We start from the raw sequence: 15,399 nt of genomic DNA, 5'->3' as shown, positions 1-15,399 counted from the left end.
GTCGGCGGCGTCACAGGGCCTTCATCGCCCGTCAGGTCGTCGTCGCGCGCCGGTGCTCCTCCGCCAGGGCCGTGTACTGCTCGGCGTTCCTCCTGACGCCTGCGATCTCGTCGTCGGTCAGTTCGCGGCGGACCTTGGCCGGGACGCCGGCGACGAGCGAGCGCGGCGGCACCACGGTGCCCTCGAGCACGACGGCGCCCGCGGCGATCAGCGATCCCGTGCCGATGACGGCCCCGTTCAGGACGGTGGCGCCCATGCCGACGAGGCAGTCGTCCTCGATGGTGCACCCGTGCACCACGGCACCGTGGCCCACGCTGACCCGGTCGCCGATGACCGCGGGAAAGCCGGGATCGGCGTGCACCACGACGTTGTCCTGCAGGTTGCTGCCCACCCCGACCCGGATGGGCGTGGTGTCCGCACGGACGGTGACGCCGTAGAAGGCGCTCGACGCGGGGCCGAGGACGACGTCGCCGATGAGCGACGCCGTCGGGGCGACGAACGCGGTCCCGTGGACCGCAGGGGAGGCTCCGCGGAACGGGACGAGCGTCATGCCGACACCGGCTTCCCGTTGATCATCCGGTACCCCGGGTGGGGCGCGTCGTCGCGCAGGACCTCCGGGAGGCGTGACTGCGGGAAGCCCTGGTAGGCGACGGGGCGGAGGAAGCGGAGGATCGCGGCAGTCCCCACGGAGGTACTGCCGGCGTGGGTGGTCGCAGGGTAGGGTCCTCCGTGCTGCTGCGCATAGGTGACGGACACTCCGGTGGGCCACTGGTTCCACAGCACGCGGCCCGCACGCTTGGCGAGCTCGCGGGTCAGGTCGCGCAGGTCGTCGTCGTCCTCGCCGTGGAGGCTTGCGGTCAGCTGACCGTCCAGGCTCCGCGCGAGGCGCACCAGATCGTCCTCGTCGCGGTAGGTGACCACCAGCCCGGCCGGCCCGAAGCGTTCGGCGAGGAGTGAGGGATCGCGCAGCACGGCGTCCACGGTGGTGGTCAGGAGTGTCGCTTCCGGCGGGTCGGCGAACGCGCTCCCGCCGTCCAGGAGGAAGGTGACGCCGTCGTGGGATGCCAGCGCCCGCAGCGAATCGGTGTACCCCTTCTGGATCCCGGCGTTGAGGAGCGGGGACGGGGCGGGGGGTGTCTGGGTGCGCAGGTGGTCCAGCATCTCCTCCGGGACCACGAGTACGCCCGGCTTGGTGCACAACTGCCCCGCGCTGGCGGTCAGTGACGCGAAGAAGGCGGCCGCGATGTCCGCTCCCCGTGCCCTCGCCGCCGCCCGGGTGACGAAGGACGGGTTCACGCTGCCCATCTCCGCGAAGAAGGGGATGGGTGTGGCCCGGGCGTTGGCGAGATCGAACAGCGCGCGGCCGGCAGCGATGGACCCGGTGAAGGACCCGGCGCAGACCCGGGGATCGGTGAGGGCGGCCCTCCCCGCCTCGACGCCGAAGACGACCGAGTACAGTCCTGCCGGAGCCCCCAGGTCGGACAGGGCGTCCTGGATGATACCGGCGGTCGCGGCCGAGAGTTCGGGATGCCCGGGGTGCGCCTTGAGGATGACTGGGCACCCCGCGGCAAGGGCGGCCGCCGTGTCGCCGCCGGCCCCGCTGAACGCGAACGGGAAGTTGCTCGCGGCGAACACCAGCACCGGGCCCACGGGCTCCAGCACACGCCGCAGGTCCGGTCGCGGTGCGCCCATCGGCCACCGCGCGTCCGCGGTGTCGATCCGGACGTCCTGGTAGGAGCCGTCGTCCAGCACCTCGGCGAACAGCCTGAGCTGGAAGGTCGTGCGGACGAGCTCGCCCCGCAGCCTCGCCTCCGGCAGGGCTGTCTCCTTCATGCCCAGAGCCACGAGGACGTCCGCCTGGGCGTCCAGATGCTTCGCGACGGTGCGGAGCACGGTGGCCCGCGTGGTGGCCGGTTCCGCCGCCCAGGGGTCCGCAGCAGCGGCGGCGCCGGTCAGGATCCGCTCCAGGGCCTCGATCGATGTGTCGTCCTGTGTGCTGTACATGGCGGCTCAGTTCCTGTCGGGTGCGGAAGGCGCGGCGGCGGATGCCGTGGGAAGTGGTGTCGCTGCCCTCGGCCGGTTGACCTGGCAACGCAGCGGTTCGCCCCGGCCCGCCCGGGACGCCTCTTCGGCGGCGAGTCGCTGGAGTGCCGCCAGTGATGCCTCGGAGTAGAAGGCGGCGTGGGGGGTCAGGATCGCGTGGGGGTGCCCCCGCAGCCCGTGGTCGGAGGGCAGGGGTTCGGGGTCGAAGACGTCGAGGGCCGCGCCGGCGAGCTGCCCGGACTCGAGGGCCTCGAGGACGGCGTCCTGGTCCACCAGGGCTCCCCGCGCCGTGTTCACCACGAAGGAACCCGGCTTCATCCGCCGGAGGTTCGCGGCGTTGATCACCTTGTGCGTCTCGGCCGTCGCCGGCGCGTGGAGCGAGACGACGTCGGCGCGCCGGAAGAGTGCGTCGAGGTCGACGAGCTCGATACCGTGCCCGCCGGCGACGGACGGGTCGATGAACGGGTCGAAGGCCAGCACCGGGAACCCGAAGGCGCGGAGCCGGGCGACGACGCCGAGGCCGATGCGGCCGAGCCCGATGAGACCGACCGTGGTGTCGGCCGCTGCCCGGATCGGCGCCAGGGCCGGCGGCGCGATCCAGGTGCCGGCGGCGAGGACACGATCGAACTGCACCACCTTGCGCACGAGGACCAGGATGAGGGTGAGCGTGTGGTCGGCGACCGTGTCGGCACCGTAGTCCGGCACGTTGCACACCGAGATCCCACGCTCGTCCGCCGCGTCCAGGTCCACGTTGTCGTAGCCGATGCCGTACCGGATCACCACGGCTCCCGCCGGCAGTGCGTCGAGGACATGCGCGGTGATGGGGGCGAAGTTCACCAGCACGACGTCGGCGCCGCGGACCGCGTCCGCCGCGGCTTCCTCGGTCGCGGCCTGGTGCACCTCGAAGGAGGCCCCGAGCGCGTCCGCGGCGGCGCGCTCGTCGTCGAGCCCGGTGAAGTTGTGGTCCGTGACGACGATGCGCATCACCGCACTCCTACGGAGTCGGTCAGCCCGCGTTCGGCGAGGCTCCTGATGAGGTCCCGGATCCCGAAGTCCCAGGGCGGCGCGGCCTCGGAGGTGTTCACGCGGTTGACCAGCGTGCCGAGCTGCGGGCTCGAGATCCGGACGACGTCACGGAGATGGTGGGTGAAGCCCATGTCCGTGCCGTCCCTGTCCACGCTCGGCGCGAAGAGCGTCCCGAGGTAGAGCAGGACCCCGTCGGGGTACTGGTGCGAGTCCCCCACCGTGTAGCGGGCCAGGGCCTCGGGGTCCCTGGAGATGAGCGGCATGGAACTGACGCCGTCGAGGACGAAGCCGTCGTCCTCGCCGAGCACCTGGAGCCTGACGTCGGCACGCCGGACGTCGTCGAGGCCGAAGTGGCGGTCGAACAGGCGGATGAACGGGCCCACGGCGGCGGAGGCGTTGTTGTCCTTCGCCCGCGGGAGCAGCAGCGCCGACCGGCCCTCGACGTCGCGGAGGTTGACGTCGTTGCCCAGGGTGGCGCCGACCACCTCACCCTCGGACGTGACGAGGATGGCCATCTCCGGTTCCGGGTTGTTCCAGGCGGACAGGGAGGAGACCCCGATCTCTTGGCCGCACCCGACCGCGGACAGCACCGGCCCCTTCGTGAAGACCTCCGGGTCGGGTCCCAGCCCCACCTCCAGGTACTGCGACCACAGGCCCTTGGCCGACAGCTCCTCCTTGAGGGTTGCCGCGTCGGCGCTGCCCGGGCGCACGGCCGCCAGGTCGGCGCCCACCAGCTGCTCGAGCTGGGCACGGAACGAACTGGCGGCACGCGGGTCCCCGCCCGCCCGTTCCTCGATCAGCCGTTCCATGAGGGAATGCGCGAACGTCACGCCCGCCGCCTTCAGCACGGACAGGTCGACGGGAGCGAGGAGGCGGGGCCCGGATCCGGGTTCGTCGAGCGAGTTCCGGAGCACCTCGGTGAGATCCCAGTTCCGCGATCCGGCGACCGCTGCGACGCGCTGCGCCGGATCGGGCGACTCGAGCAGGTCCGTCATGGTGGGGAAGGTCCCGGTGATGTCGAGGAGCCGCCCGTCACGGACGACGACGACGCACGGCCCGCCGACGGCGGGGTCGAACACCCGGCCGACGAGCGTTGCCGCGTCCGCATCGGCCGGCAGCACGTCGGCGGGGTCATCGAGCAGTCGCATGGGTTTCCTTCGTGGGTTCGTGGTGGTCGGGTTCGTGGTGGTCGGGTTCTCCGCCGTCGGGCCCGAGGCGGTACGCCCTGGTCGCGGCTCCCCCGCGGACCGCGTCCAGCTCCCCGCCCGACAGTCCGGTGGCTGCCACCAGCGCGGAGAGGTCCTGCCATGCCTCCTGGTAGCTGCGCCGCAGGAGGATGACGGGCCAGTTGCTGGCCAGCATCGAGCGCTGCGGCCCGAAGTTGGCGAGGGCCCAGTCGACGTAGCGGGCCAGCTCGTCCGGGCGCCAGTCACTCCAGTTCGTCAGGACGTCGATGCCGACGGAGATCTTGATGGAGACGGAGGGAGACGCGGCCAGTTCGGCGATCTGTCCGGCCCATGGCTCCCAGCCCCGGGAGTCCACGGGCGGACGGGCGAGGTGGTCGAGGACCACCCGCAGGTCGGGGACGGCCCGGGTCAGTGTGCCGACCGCGGACACCTGGTCGTGGGTGACGGGCACGATGTCCCAGGCCAGCCCCTGCTCGGCGAGGTCCTCGAAGAGTGCGATCACCCGCGGCTCCTCGAGCCACGACAGCGGACGCCGGCCGACGAGGCAGCGCACCCCCTTCCACGATGCCGTGTCGGCGCGCGCCAGCTCGGCACGTGCGGCCTCGGGCCGGTCGAGCGGGAGCCAGCCGACCACGCCCGCCACCGTGGTGCAGGAGGAGGCGTACGCTGCGAGCCGGTCGTTCTCGTCGCTGCTGTCGACGGACTGCACGAGTACCGTGGCATCCACCCCGGACCCTGCGAGGTCACCGGCGAGGTCCGCCGGTTCGTAGTCCCGCGCGATCGCGCCGTGGTCGGAGGTCCGCCAGGCCTGCTCCTGCGCCTCGAGCTTCCAGTAGTGGTGGTGCGCGTCGATGACGCGGCGGGTGGCGTCCGGTTGCTGCATCAGAGTCCCTTCCATCGGGGTGTTCGGTGCTCCGTGAAGGCGGCGACGCCCTCCCGGAAGTCCTCACTGCCGTAGCAGCGCAGGAGGAGGTCGTCGGCCTCCGCGGTGGGGTCCTCCTGCAGCCGCCGGTCCATCTCCTTGAGCGCGGCGACCGTGATGGGGGCGGTCCGGCTCATCCTGGTGCTGAGCCGCTCCAGGGTGTCGTCGAACTCGTCCCGGGGGACCACCGTGTGGACGAAGCCCGCCTTCTGCGCCTCGTGCGCCGGGACGAGGGACGCGGTGAGGAGCATGGCCATGGTGCGGCCCGGCCCCATCCGGGCCTGCAGCCGCCGCAGCACGGCCGGCGGGATGCAGTTGCCGACCGTGCGGGCGATCGGCACGCCGAAGGTCGACGCGTCGGTGGCGACGACGACGTCGGAGCAGGCGGCGATGGCCAACCCGGCTCCGACGGCGGGGCCGTCGACGGCCGCGATGACCGGGATGTCCAGGCCCAGCAGCCGTCCGAGGATCGCGCCGACCCGCTGCTCGTACCGGAGCCCCTGCTCGCCGGTCGTGAAGGACGCGAACTGCGTGATGTCGGTCCCCGCGGCGAACGCCGTACCCTGGCCGCGGATGACGACCACGCGGATAGAGGGGTCCGCGGACGCCTGCTCGAGCGCCGTATCGAACTCGTCGTACATGCGCCATGTGAGCGCGTTGTGGCGCCCGGGGTTGGAGAGGAGGATCCGCAGGACGGGCCCGGTCCGTTCGAGCAGGATCCGGCCCCCGGTGTCGGCGTCGACGCTCATGGCCCGAGCACCTCGTCGTTGTGCTCGCCGAGCAAGGGTGGGGGGCGCCGGATGCTGGCCGGGGTCCTGCTCAGTCGCAGGGGCGAACCGATGACCTCCACCCGTCCCTCGACGGGATGGTCCATGAACTTGATCATGTCCCTCTCCTTGACGTGGGGGTCGTCCTCGAGGACCTGCCGGTAGTCCTGGATGGGCCCGGCGGGCACCCCCGCCCCGAGCAGGACCTCCACCCAGTCGGCCGTCGTCCGGTCGGCGAACGTCGCCTCGAGTTCTGACACGAGCAGGGCCCGATGGGTCATCCGGCTCGGGTTGTCGACGAACCGTGGATCGTCCAGCAGGTTCTCGCGTCCGATGGCCGTGCAGAGACGACGCCACAGGCGCTCGTTGTTCGCCCCGATCGTGACGTAGCCGTCCTTGGTGGCCAGTGCCTGGTACGGCGCCGACATGCGGTTGGCGGAACCGAGGGCGAGGGGCGCGGACCCCGTGGTCCAGAACTCGGTGGACTCCCAGACCGAGAGGGCGAGGGTCGCCTCGAAGAGGGACGTCTCGAGGTACTGTCCCCGACCGGTCTCCTTGCTCGAGTTCCAGGCGGCGAGCACCCCGACGGCGCAGAAGAGGCCCGCGCCGAGATCCGCGACCGGGAGTCCGCTCTTGACCGGGCGCCCGTCGGGCTCCCCCGTGATGCTCATGACCCCCGCCATGGCCTGGGCGATGAGATCGTACCCGGGGCGCGTGGCGTACGGGCCCGTGGTTCCGAACCCGGAGATGCTCGCGACCACCAGCCGCGGATTGATGCCGATCAGGGTGTCGAATCCGAGGCCCAGCCGTTCCGCGACGCCGGGTCTCCAGTTCTCGATCACGACGTCGGCGGTCTCGACCAGTCTGTAGAAGGTGTCCAGGCCCTCGGTGGTCTTGAGGTCCAGCGTGACGCTGCGCTTGTTCCGGTTCAGGCTGAGGAACGCGCGGCTGTCCTCCCCTTTGCCGGAGATCCCCCAGGAGCGCCGGGTCTGGTCGCCGTCCGTGGGGTTCTCGACCTTGATGACGTCGGCACCGAGATCGGCGAGGACCATGGTGCAGAACGGTCCTGCCATCACCTGGGTCAGGTCGAGGACGGTCATTCCGGTCAGCGCGTCGGCCGGGGGCGGCTCGGTGGGGGGCGGCGATGAAGGGGGCACAGCAGTCTCCTAGCTAGGAAGGTCTCGGACGGGAAGCGGGGCGGGGGCGGGCAGAGGACGACGGCGGACGCCGTCCTCCGCCGCGCCCGGGAGCGCAGCCCTAGCTGCCGAGACCCGCGTTCACCTCGGTGAAGAAGTCGGACACGGCCTGCTCGATCGAGACCTCCTCGAAGCTCACGCGTTCGTAGGCGCGGGTGAAGGACTCCTCGAAGGTCGCCTGGTAACCGGGAGGGTAGACGACCGTGGGCGGTTCCGAGGCGGCGATCTCCTGGTACAGCTCGAGGTCCTTCTTCCGGAGCTCGGGGAGCTCCGGGTTCGCAAGCTGTGCCTCGAGATGGCGGGAGTTGGTGACGGCACCGTTGGAGGACGCGAAGACGGCAGCGGACTCGTCGTCGTTCGCCCAGAAGTCGATGAACGCCGCCGCCGTCGGGATGTTGTCGCAGCTCTTCGGGATGGCGAATCCGGAGGTGAACAGCACGTTCCCCGGTCCGGCCTCGCCCGACGGGAGACGCAGGGAGACCAGCTTCTGGCCGTTGCCGAGTCCGTCCAGCGTCTTCTGCGAGTTGATGAGCGAGTTGCCCGGGGCCGTGTCGGCGACGGTCACGCCGCGGGAGACGTAGCTCTGCTCGGGCTGTTCCGGCTGCTCGCTCATCTGCGCGGGCGTGGCGGTCACGCCGGCTTTGCGCAGTTCCTCCCACATGGTCCAGTACTCGACGAGCGCCTCCTCGGAGAAGCCCAGCTGGTCGTTCTCGAAGAGGGTCTCCCCGTTGGCCGCCATGTAGCTGATGAGGAAGTTCGGGCGCCCACCGCTCAGCGAGAGCGCATTGACGCCCTCCGGCAGGTTCGCCTGGATCTCGGTGGCCCAGCTCACCAGGTCGTCCCAGGTGTAGTCCTCGGGGAGCATCTCGCTCCCGGCCTGCTCCACGAGGGTCTCGTTGACCACCAGGGCGTCGTAGGCGGCACCGTAGGGCACCACGTACAGGTTGCCGTCGGTCCCGCGCCCGGTGTCGAGGACCTCCTCCGGGATGTCGTCCACAGTGATGGCACCCGACTCGATCATGGGATCGAGGGGGAGGAACAGGTCGCGTGAGGTGTAGTCGTTCAGCTGCCGGCCCTGCATCTGCGTGATGCAGGGCAGGTTGCCGCTCGTCCCCTGGACGTTGAGCCGCTGGAAGTACGCACCGAAGTCGGCGAACTCCCGCTCGAGCGTGACGCCCTCGTTGGCCGCCTCGAAGTTGTCCGCGACGGCGTTGGTCACCTCGTTGCGCTGGCCGGAACCCCACCAGGCGAGCCGTGCGCTCCCGGTGACCTCGCCCTGCCCGTCCTGGACCTCCTCGCCGGCCGGCGTCTCGCCGATGCTGGTGCCGCCCGCGCAGGCCGAGACGGCGAGCAGGGCACCCAGCGCGCCTGCTGCCACTGCTCTGCGCGGCCAGCGTCGCGTGATCGAAGATTGAATCGTCATCGTTTCCTCCATTGGTTGTGCCGTGCGTCCGGCGTGGTGGGCAGTGCTGCGGTGCTATTTCAGGCCGCTGGTGGCTATCCCCTCGATGAGCAGGCGCTGGGCGGCGAAGAAGAAGCCGACCACCGGTGCCAGGGAGAGTGTCGCCATAGCGAACAGGGGCCCGAAGGAGGACTGTCCGGTCGCGTCCAGGAAGCTGTTGAGCCCCTGGGTGACCGTCCACAGTTCGGGGCGGTTGAGGTAGAGGAGCGGGCCGAGGAAGTCGTTCCACGTGTTGATGAAGGTGAACAGCGCGGTGGTGCCCAGCGCAGGGATGGACAGCGGCAGGATGACCCGCCGGAAGATCCCCACGTGGCCGCAGCCGTCGAGCCGTGCCGCGTCGTCGAGTTCCCGGGGGAGGGTCCGCATGAACTGGACCATCAGGAAGATGAAGAAGGCGTCCGTCGCGAGGAACTTGGGCACCGTCAGCGGCAGGATGGTGTTGATCCAGGCCAGCTCGTTGAACAGCACGTACTGGGGTACGAGCGTGACGTGGTACGGCAGCAGCATGGTGCCGAGCATGACGGCGAACAGGGTCCGTTTGAACGGGAACTCGAGCCGTGCGAAGGCGTATCCGGCGAGGGCGCAGGCGATCACGTTCCCGACGACGCACAGCAGCGTGATCAGCAGGGAGTTCAGGAAGTACCGCGTGAACGTGAAGGAGCCGAGGGTCCAGCCATCCCTGTAGTTGTCGAGGGTGAAGGTGCCCGGCCAGAGGCTGAGGGTGGTGAACGTCTCGTTGGCCGGCCTGAACGAGGCGCCCACCATCCACAGCAGGGGGTAGAGGATGACGAGCAGCACCACGATCATCAGGAAATGCCGGGTGATGGCGAGCACGGCCTTGTTGCGGGACATGGATCGCCCGAACAGGGGCTTCCTGCGGACGGGTGCGTAGGTGGTCATCGTTCATCTCCGTAGTGGACCCAGAACCGGGCCGACGCGAACAGGAGCGCGGTGAAGATCCCGAGCACCACGACCAGCGCCCAGGCCATGGCGGATGCGTACCCCATCTCGAGGTTGGCGAAGCCGCGCTGGTAGAGGTACAGGGTGTAGAAGAGCGTCGAGTTCAACGGGCCGCCGCTGCCGTTGCTGACCACGTAGGCGGGGGTGAAGGCCTGGAAGGCGTTGATGGTCGTCATGAGGATGTTGAAGAAGATCAGCGGTGTCAGCAGCGGCAGGGTCACGTGGCGGAAGCGCCGGAAGACACCGGCGCCGTCGACCGACGCGGCCTCGTGCAGCTCCCGCGGCACCTGCCGCAGCCCTGCCAGGAAGATGATCATGGTGGAACCGAACGTCCAGACGTTCAGGACCACGAGCGTGTACAGCGCACTGTTGGGATTGCCGATCCAGCTCTGGCCCTCGATGCCGAAGACGGCCAGCACCTGGTTGAAGATGCCCTCCTGGCCGAAGACCTGACGCCACAGGAGGGCGATGGCGACACTGCCGCCGATCAGGGACGGCAGGTAGAACGCGGCACGGTACACGGACAGCGCCTTCATGCCCTGGTTCAGGACCAGGGCCACACCGAGGGATGCGATCAGCACCGCCGGGACGGAGACCACCACGTACAGGAAGGTCACCTGGACGGAGTCGATGAACCGGGGGTCGGCCGCCGCCATCCGTCCGTAGTTCTCGAGCCCCACCCAGACCGGCGGGGACAGGAGGTCGTACTTCGTGAAGGAGAGGTACAGGGAGTACAGCATCGGCCCGATGGTGAGCAGCAGCAGGCCGACGATCCACGGTGAGAGGAACCCGAACGCCGCCCAGGCCTCCCGGCGGGACCGCCTGCGCCGCGAGGCCGTCCGGTCGACCGGCGCCATGGCGCGGCCCCCGGATGGGGTGTCGGGCGGGAGGGAGCCGCTCAGGAGCGCGGTCTGCGCCGCTTTGGTGGTGTCAGTCATCGTCGTCCTTCCCGTTGTGCCCGGCACCGTCGCCGGCTGCTGCGTCACGCGCGTGGGACTCGACGTAGCCCGGCAGCAGCTGACTCAGGAGACCGGCGAAGGGGACGGATGCTTCCGCCGTCCTCGCGGCCGTGATGAACTCGAACAGATCCTTGCTCCAGGGGCGGTCGCTGACAGCGGTTCCGCTCGCCGTGTACGCGGCCGCCGTCTCGTCGAAGAAGCCCCAGTTGGCGGCCACCCAGGAGCCGCCCGTGGAGCTGGCGACACTCCTGAGCACCATTCCGGGATCGACGCCGTACTTCCCGGCGACGTCCAGGGCCTCGTAGGCTCCCGCGAGGGCTGAGAACATCATCATCTGGTTCGCGAGCTTCGTGGCGGCGCCCGTCCCCGGGCCGCCGGCGAGCAGCACCTCGCTGCCCACGGCGTGCAGCAGATCCCCTACCGCGTCGAAGTCGTCACGCTCGGCTCCGACGAACACCGTGAGATCGCCCTTCCGCGCCCTGGCGGCCCCGCCGCTGACGGGGGCGTCGATGAAGCGCGTCCCCTGTGTCTTCGCCGTCTCGGCGAGGGCCTGGGCCGACGCCGGGAGGATGGTGCTGTGGACGATCACCGCCCCCTCGGAGCTGGCGGCGAAGTAGCCCTGGTCCCCGAGCAGGATGGACTCCACGGCGGCGTCGTCCGGCACCACGAGGATGAGGACATCCGCCGAGGCGAGCTCGTCGACCGACGAGGCGCTCTTCGCGCCGGCGTCGACGCAGGACCGCACCCTGTCCTCCACGGGGTCGAAGACCGTGAGGGACCACCCGTCATCCAGCAGTGCGTGCGCCATCGGCAGGCCCAGGTTGCCGAGTCCGGCGAGCCCTACAGCTGTGGTGCCTGGCTTCATTGCCATACTCCCTCCGGAGCGTTGCAGTGATGCCGGGTGAGGACCCGGCATCACTGGCTGACGGGAACGGGCGGCTAGAGGCCCTCGTAGTAGGCCACGACGGCCTCGATGTCCACGGAACTGTCCTTCGGCCGGCCCTGCGCCTCGTACAGCTTCGTGCGCGCGTGCATGTCGGCCAGGAGGATGGCGCGGGCGTGGACCGCCACCTCGTGGGCCACCGCGGCGGGAACCACGATGATGCCGTCGTCGTCGCACCCGACGATGTCCTCGGGCTGCACCTGCACACCGCCGCAGGCGATGGTGGTCTGCACCTCCACGACCTCGATGCGACCCGGGATGATGGTGCGTCCGCGCTCCCTCACGCAGATGGGGTTGCGCTGCAGGGTCACCTCGCCCGTGTCACGGCAGTAGCCGTCGGTGATGATGCCCGCAGCCCCGGCGCCGACCGCTGCCATGACGTTCTCCGACCCCCAGAAGCCGACCTCCCGGCCTCCACCCGAGTCCATGACGATGACGTGCCCCGGACGGAGGTCCGCCGGCAGCTTCTTGTGGCCCATCTTCTCGAACCAGATGCGGTGGGCCTCCACGATGTCCTGCGTCGAGTCGAGCTTCCACATGGGCTTGTTCGAGGGCACGGCGCGGATCGTGGCCGCGTGCCCCCAGAACTTCATGCCGTACCACAGGGGGTGGATGGCCGGATCCATGAGGTTGATGTCGAAGTAGCCGATGCCGTCGAGTGCGTCGGCCACGTCCGCGACCCGCAGGTGCTTGTAGAGGCTGTTGAGATCATCCGGGTCAGCCTTCTCGTGGACGGGCGCCGTGCTGTTGGTGAGCGTCATGGGACACCTTTCACTTCTTCGGGAACAGTCGTGGTGCAGCTCGGTCGGGGTGATGCCGGTGAGGGCGAGTGACCCCTATCACGCTTCGCACTTGTTTATTGTCTACAGCATCCAGTCGACAGAAGACAAGGGTGCGCCGCATAATGGCTGGAGACAGAGCACGCCCGCCACCCAGATGGAGGATCATCCGTGGTCATTTCCACCCGTACCTCCGCCCCGGCCCCGCCCGGACGCATCAAGTCCTCCAGCCTCGTGGATCTCGCCGCGGAAGCCATCCGCCAGCAGATCCTCTCGGGTGCGATGGGTCCTGGTGACCGGCTCATCGAGGAACGACTGACCGAGGAACTCGGCATCAGCCGGCCCCCGCTCCGGGAGGCGCTGCGGATCCTGTCGCAGGAAGGGCTCATCGAGACCCGACCACGGCAGGGATCCGTCGTGGCGACCCTCACTGACCAGGATGTCTTCGAGATCCTGACGCTCCGTTCGGCGTTCGAGAAGCTCGCCGTCGAGCTCGGGGTCCCGGTATCGGATCCCAGGAGGCTCGAGCGCTGCCGGACCGCCCTCGAGCGGATGGAGGACTGCGCGCAGCGCGAGGACAGGGCCATGCTCGTGGAGAGCGGCTACGCCTTCCACGCCTCCATCGTGGCCCTGGCCGGGCATCGCCGCCTGGAGGCGAGCTACGCCTCGGTCCAGCAGCAGCTCCTGCTCTGCATGGCGCGCAACCTCTACGTCCGGGAGCACTACCACGAGAACCTCGTGGACCATGTGGGCCGGCACCGGCACCTCCTCGAGCTCATCGAGGCCGGTGACCCGCAGGCCGTCCTCGCGGAGCTCGCGGTGCACGGCGAGCGGTCCTTCCTGGAACTCCCACCGGCGGGGTCCCCGCAGAAGCGGTAGCACCGCCCCCTCGCCGGCACCGCAGATGCGCGCCCGCTACGGGCCCCGGTTCCCCCACGCCGTGGTCGGTCGTCACCCACGACTGCATCGGGCCGGGACGCGGCGCGCCCGCGCGTTCCGCCACCCGCCCCGTGCCGCGCTGTAGGCTCCGAGAGCCGACTTCCACGGCCGGGCCTCTCCCGGCCCTGCGTGCAGGCCGCCCCGTGCTGCGTGACCCCTTGGGTGCTGCCGCGGGGTCGGCCCACGCTGCGCGGACGTCGTCATGGGGGAAGGCCTTGATGTGGAGCGTCGAACATTCATGAGCGCCGTCGTCGTGGCCGGTGCGAGTCTCGGCCTGGCCGCCTGCGCGGATCCCGTCCGCGGTGCGGCGAAGGCGGCGGGCATGGCGGCGCCGAGCCCGTCGGTCCCGCCGTCGGCCGCACCGTCACCGTCGCCTTCGCCGCCGCCGGTGACGCCGTCACCTCCTCCGGCGCCGGCACCCCCCACGGTCACGAAGGTACGGCTCCCGCCGGGCGTGCTCACCGGCCTGCCCACCACCGAGCCGGTGCTCGCGTGGACGGTCGACGACGGCTCCGACAGCGAGGTGGTCCGGCTCTACGCCGACTTCGCGCGCACGAGCGGCACCCGCCTGACGTTCTTCCTCAACGGCTGCTACCCGGGGTGGACCGACCATGCGGAGCTGCTCAAGCCGCTGGTGGCATCCGGCCAGGTGCAGCTGGGCAACCACACGTGGTCCCACGCCGACCTCACCCGCCTCGGCGACGCCGACATCGTCGCGGAACTCCAGCGGAACCACGACTTCATCGTGTCCACCTTCGGCGTCGACCCACGCCCCTACTACCGTCCCCCGTACGGCTACCGCAACGCGCGGACGGACGCGGCGGCGGCATCGATCGGGTACACCTCCCCGGTCATGTGGTACGGCTCGCTGGCCGATTCGGGCCTGCGGACAGACCAGGAGATCCTCGACCTCGCCCACCAGTGGTTCCTGCCCGCGCACATCGTCATCGGGCATCTGAACCACCTCCCGGTCACGCGGGTCTTCCCGCAGCTCCGGCAACTCGTCGCCGACCGCGGGCTGACCGCCGTCACCCTGGACGACGTCTTCAGCCGCTAGCCCCGCCGTCGTCCCCATCGAGGACGACGGCGGGCGCGGCTAGGCGCTGTGTCCGGTGTTCCGTCCCGCCGGCCGATGGCCTGCGACGGCGGCGCGGATCTCGCCCTCCTCGTGCTCGCCCTTCTTGCCGAACGGCAGCATCTTCAGCAGGGGATGCACGATCGCCATGACCACGAGGCCCCACGCCAGTCCGAGGACGGCCGAGCAGAGGGTGTTCACGAGCCAGGCCAGGAGGCCGCCCACCACGGGAATGCCGACGAACGGGTGCTCGAGCACGTGGACCAGGTCGTACGGCGCGTGCCACCCGAGGTCGTAGGCGCCCTGCAGCATGATGTGGCCGCCCACCCACAGCATGGCGATCGTCCCGACGAGGGTGATCGCCGCCAGGACGCCGGGCATGCCCCTGACGAGCAGCCGGCCGAGGCGCTGCGAGCCCTCCGAGTCCTTGGTGGTCAGGTGCAGGCCGATGTCGTCCATCTTGACGATCAGCGCGACCGCGCCGTACACCAGCACGGTGATGGCGAGCGCGACGACGATCAGGATGAGCGCCCGGGCCACCAGGGACTCGTCGGCCACCTCGTTCATCGAGATGACCATGATCTCGCAGGAGAGGATGAAGTCGGTGGTGATGGCGCCCTTGGTGACCCTGGCTTCCGCCTCCGGCCCCCGCTCCACGGCCGGCGCCTTCTTGGACTCGTGGTGGCCGCGGAGCTTGTGCCAGACCTTCTCGGCGCCCTCGTAGCAGAGGTAGGTGCCGCCGAGCATGAGGATGAACGGGATGATGCCCGGGATGAACGCGCTGACGAGCAGCAGGGCCGGCAGGATGATCAGCAGCTTGTTCCGCAGCGAGCCCCAGAAGATCCGCTTGATCATCGGCAGTTCGCGGGACGGATCGGCACCGGAGACGTACTGCGGGGTGACGGCGGCGTCGTCGATGACGACGCCGGCGGCCTTGGCCCCTGCCTTCGCGGCCCCGGCGGCGACGTCGTCCACCGAGGCGGCCGCGATGCGGGCCAGGGCTGCGACGTCGTCGAGGAGCGCGACGAGACCGCCGCTCACAGCTCGCTCCCGCGGTACTCGGGAGAAGGATTCGGGGCGGGGATGCCACAGGAAAGGCGGGTGATCGGCATGCTCGGAGTATACGGCGGCGGGCAGCACG

At 70.1% G+C, this 15,399-nt stretch carries 15 protein-coding genes; 2 read left to right on the top strand and 13 right to left on the bottom strand.

Going from position 1 to position 15,399, the window contains the following annotated elements; all coding sequences use genetic code 11:
* Window positions 1-31: 31 nt before the first annotated feature.
* The 12 genes from V6S67_RS00995 to V6S67_RS00940 all read right to left on the bottom strand — a co-directional run bounded on the left by V6S67_RS00995 (window position 32) and on the right by V6S67_RS00940 (window position 12,226).
* Window positions 32-550, bottom strand: a complete 519-nt coding sequence (locus tag V6S67_RS00995; RefSeq protein WP_334208468.1) for a gamma carbonic anhydrase family protein — start codon at window positions 548-550, stop codon at window positions 32-34.
* A complete protein-coding gene (locus tag V6S67_RS00990; RefSeq protein WP_334208467.1) occupies window positions 547-2,004 on the bottom strand; it encodes an aldehyde dehydrogenase (NADP(+)) in 1,458 nt (485 codons plus the stop codon). The genes V6S67_RS00995 and V6S67_RS00990 overlap by 4 nt, the downstream gene beginning before the upstream one ends.
* Window positions 2,005-2,010: 6 nt before the next feature.
* On the bottom strand, window positions 2,011-3,027 hold the full coding sequence (locus tag V6S67_RS00985) for a C-terminal binding protein (protein WP_334208466.1): 1,017 nt from the start codon (window positions 3,025-3,027) through the stop codon (window positions 2,011-2,013).
* A complete protein-coding gene (locus V6S67_RS00980) occupies window positions 3,027-4,217 on the bottom strand; it encodes a fumarylacetoacetate hydrolase family protein (RefSeq protein WP_334208465.1) in 1,191 nt (396 codons plus the stop codon). Before V6S67_RS00980 ends, V6S67_RS00985 begins: the two co-directional genes overlap by 1 nt.
* Window positions 4,201-5,139 (bottom strand): amidohydrolase family protein, encoded by a 939-nt coding sequence (locus V6S67_RS00975; RefSeq protein ID WP_334208464.1) that lies wholly within the window; start codon window positions 5,137-5,139, stop codon window positions 4,201-4,203. Before V6S67_RS00975 ends, V6S67_RS00980 begins: the two co-directional genes overlap by 17 nt.
* Window positions 5,139-5,927 carry an enoyl-CoA hydratase gene (locus tag V6S67_RS00970; RefSeq protein ID WP_334208463.1) on the bottom strand — a complete coding sequence of 263 codons (789 nt, stop codon included), beginning with the start codon at window positions 5,925-5,927 and terminating at the stop codon, window positions 5,139-5,141. The genes V6S67_RS00975 and V6S67_RS00970 overlap by 1 nt, the downstream gene beginning before the upstream one ends.
* A complete protein-coding gene (locus V6S67_RS00965; RefSeq protein WP_334208462.1) occupies window positions 5,924-7,102 on the bottom strand; it encodes a CaiB/BaiF CoA transferase family protein in 1,179 nt (392 codons plus the stop codon). Before V6S67_RS00965 ends, V6S67_RS00970 begins: the two co-directional genes overlap by 4 nt.
* Before the next feature lie 100 nt (window positions 7,103-7,202).
* Window positions 7,203-8,564: an ABC transporter substrate-binding protein gene (locus V6S67_RS00960; RefSeq protein WP_334208461.1), complete on the bottom strand. Its 1,362-nt coding sequence runs from the start codon at window positions 8,562-8,564 to the stop codon at window positions 7,203-7,205.
* A 54-nt stretch (window positions 8,565-8,618) separates the two neighbouring features.
* The gene (locus V6S67_RS00955) at window positions 8,619-9,503 is read right to left on the bottom strand and encodes a carbohydrate ABC transporter permease (RefSeq protein ID WP_334208460.1); all 885 of its coding nucleotides are present in this window, start codon (window positions 9,501-9,503) and stop codon (window positions 8,619-8,621) included.
* A complete protein-coding gene (locus V6S67_RS00950) occupies window positions 9,500-10,501 on the bottom strand; it encodes a carbohydrate ABC transporter permease (RefSeq protein WP_442884674.1) in 1,002 nt (333 codons plus the stop codon). Before V6S67_RS00950 ends, V6S67_RS00955 begins: the two co-directional genes overlap by 4 nt.
* A complete protein-coding gene (locus V6S67_RS00945; RefSeq protein WP_334208459.1) occupies window positions 10,494-11,393 on the bottom strand; it encodes an NAD(P)-dependent oxidoreductase in 900 nt (299 codons plus the stop codon). The genes V6S67_RS00950 and V6S67_RS00945 overlap by 8 nt, the downstream gene beginning before the upstream one ends.
* 68 nt (window positions 11,394-11,461) lie before the next feature.
* The gene (locus V6S67_RS00940) at window positions 11,462-12,226 is read right to left on the bottom strand and encodes an RraA family protein (RefSeq protein WP_334208458.1); all 765 of its coding nucleotides are present in this window, start codon (window positions 12,224-12,226) and stop codon (window positions 11,462-11,464) included.
* Window positions 12,227-12,415: 189 nt separating this feature from the next.
* Here V6S67_RS00940 and V6S67_RS00935 point away from each other — a divergent pair, with 189 nt between their 5' ends.
* Together V6S67_RS00935 and V6S67_RS00930 are read left to right on the top strand one after the other, a co-directional pair.
* Entirely contained in the window at window positions 12,416-13,123 is a 708-nt protein-coding gene (locus V6S67_RS00935) for a GntR family transcriptional regulator (protein WP_334208457.1), read from the top strand.
* A gap of 280 nt (window positions 13,124-13,403) precedes the next feature.
* On the top strand, window positions 13,404-14,240 hold the full coding sequence (locus tag V6S67_RS00930; RefSeq protein ID WP_334208456.1) for a polysaccharide deacetylase family protein: 837 nt from the start codon (window positions 13,404-13,406) through the stop codon (window positions 14,238-14,240).
* A 39-nt stretch (window positions 14,241-14,279) separates the two neighbouring features.
* Here V6S67_RS00930 and V6S67_RS00925 read toward each other — a convergent pair whose 3' ends face one another.
* The gene (locus V6S67_RS00925; protein ID WP_334208455.1) at window positions 14,280-15,299 is read right to left on the bottom strand and encodes a DUF808 domain-containing protein; all 1,020 of its coding nucleotides are present in this window, start codon (window positions 15,297-15,299) and stop codon (window positions 14,280-14,282) included.
* Window positions 15,300-15,399: the final 100 nt, after the last annotated feature.

This window comes from Arthrobacter sp. Soc17.1.1.1 (genome assembly GCF_036867195.1).
Classification (GTDB): domain Bacteria; phylum Actinomycetota; class Actinomycetes; order Actinomycetales; family Micrococcaceae; genus Arthrobacter_D.
Note: the sequence above shows the minus strand (reverse complement) of the source record. Positions and strands in the feature narration are given on the sequence as shown.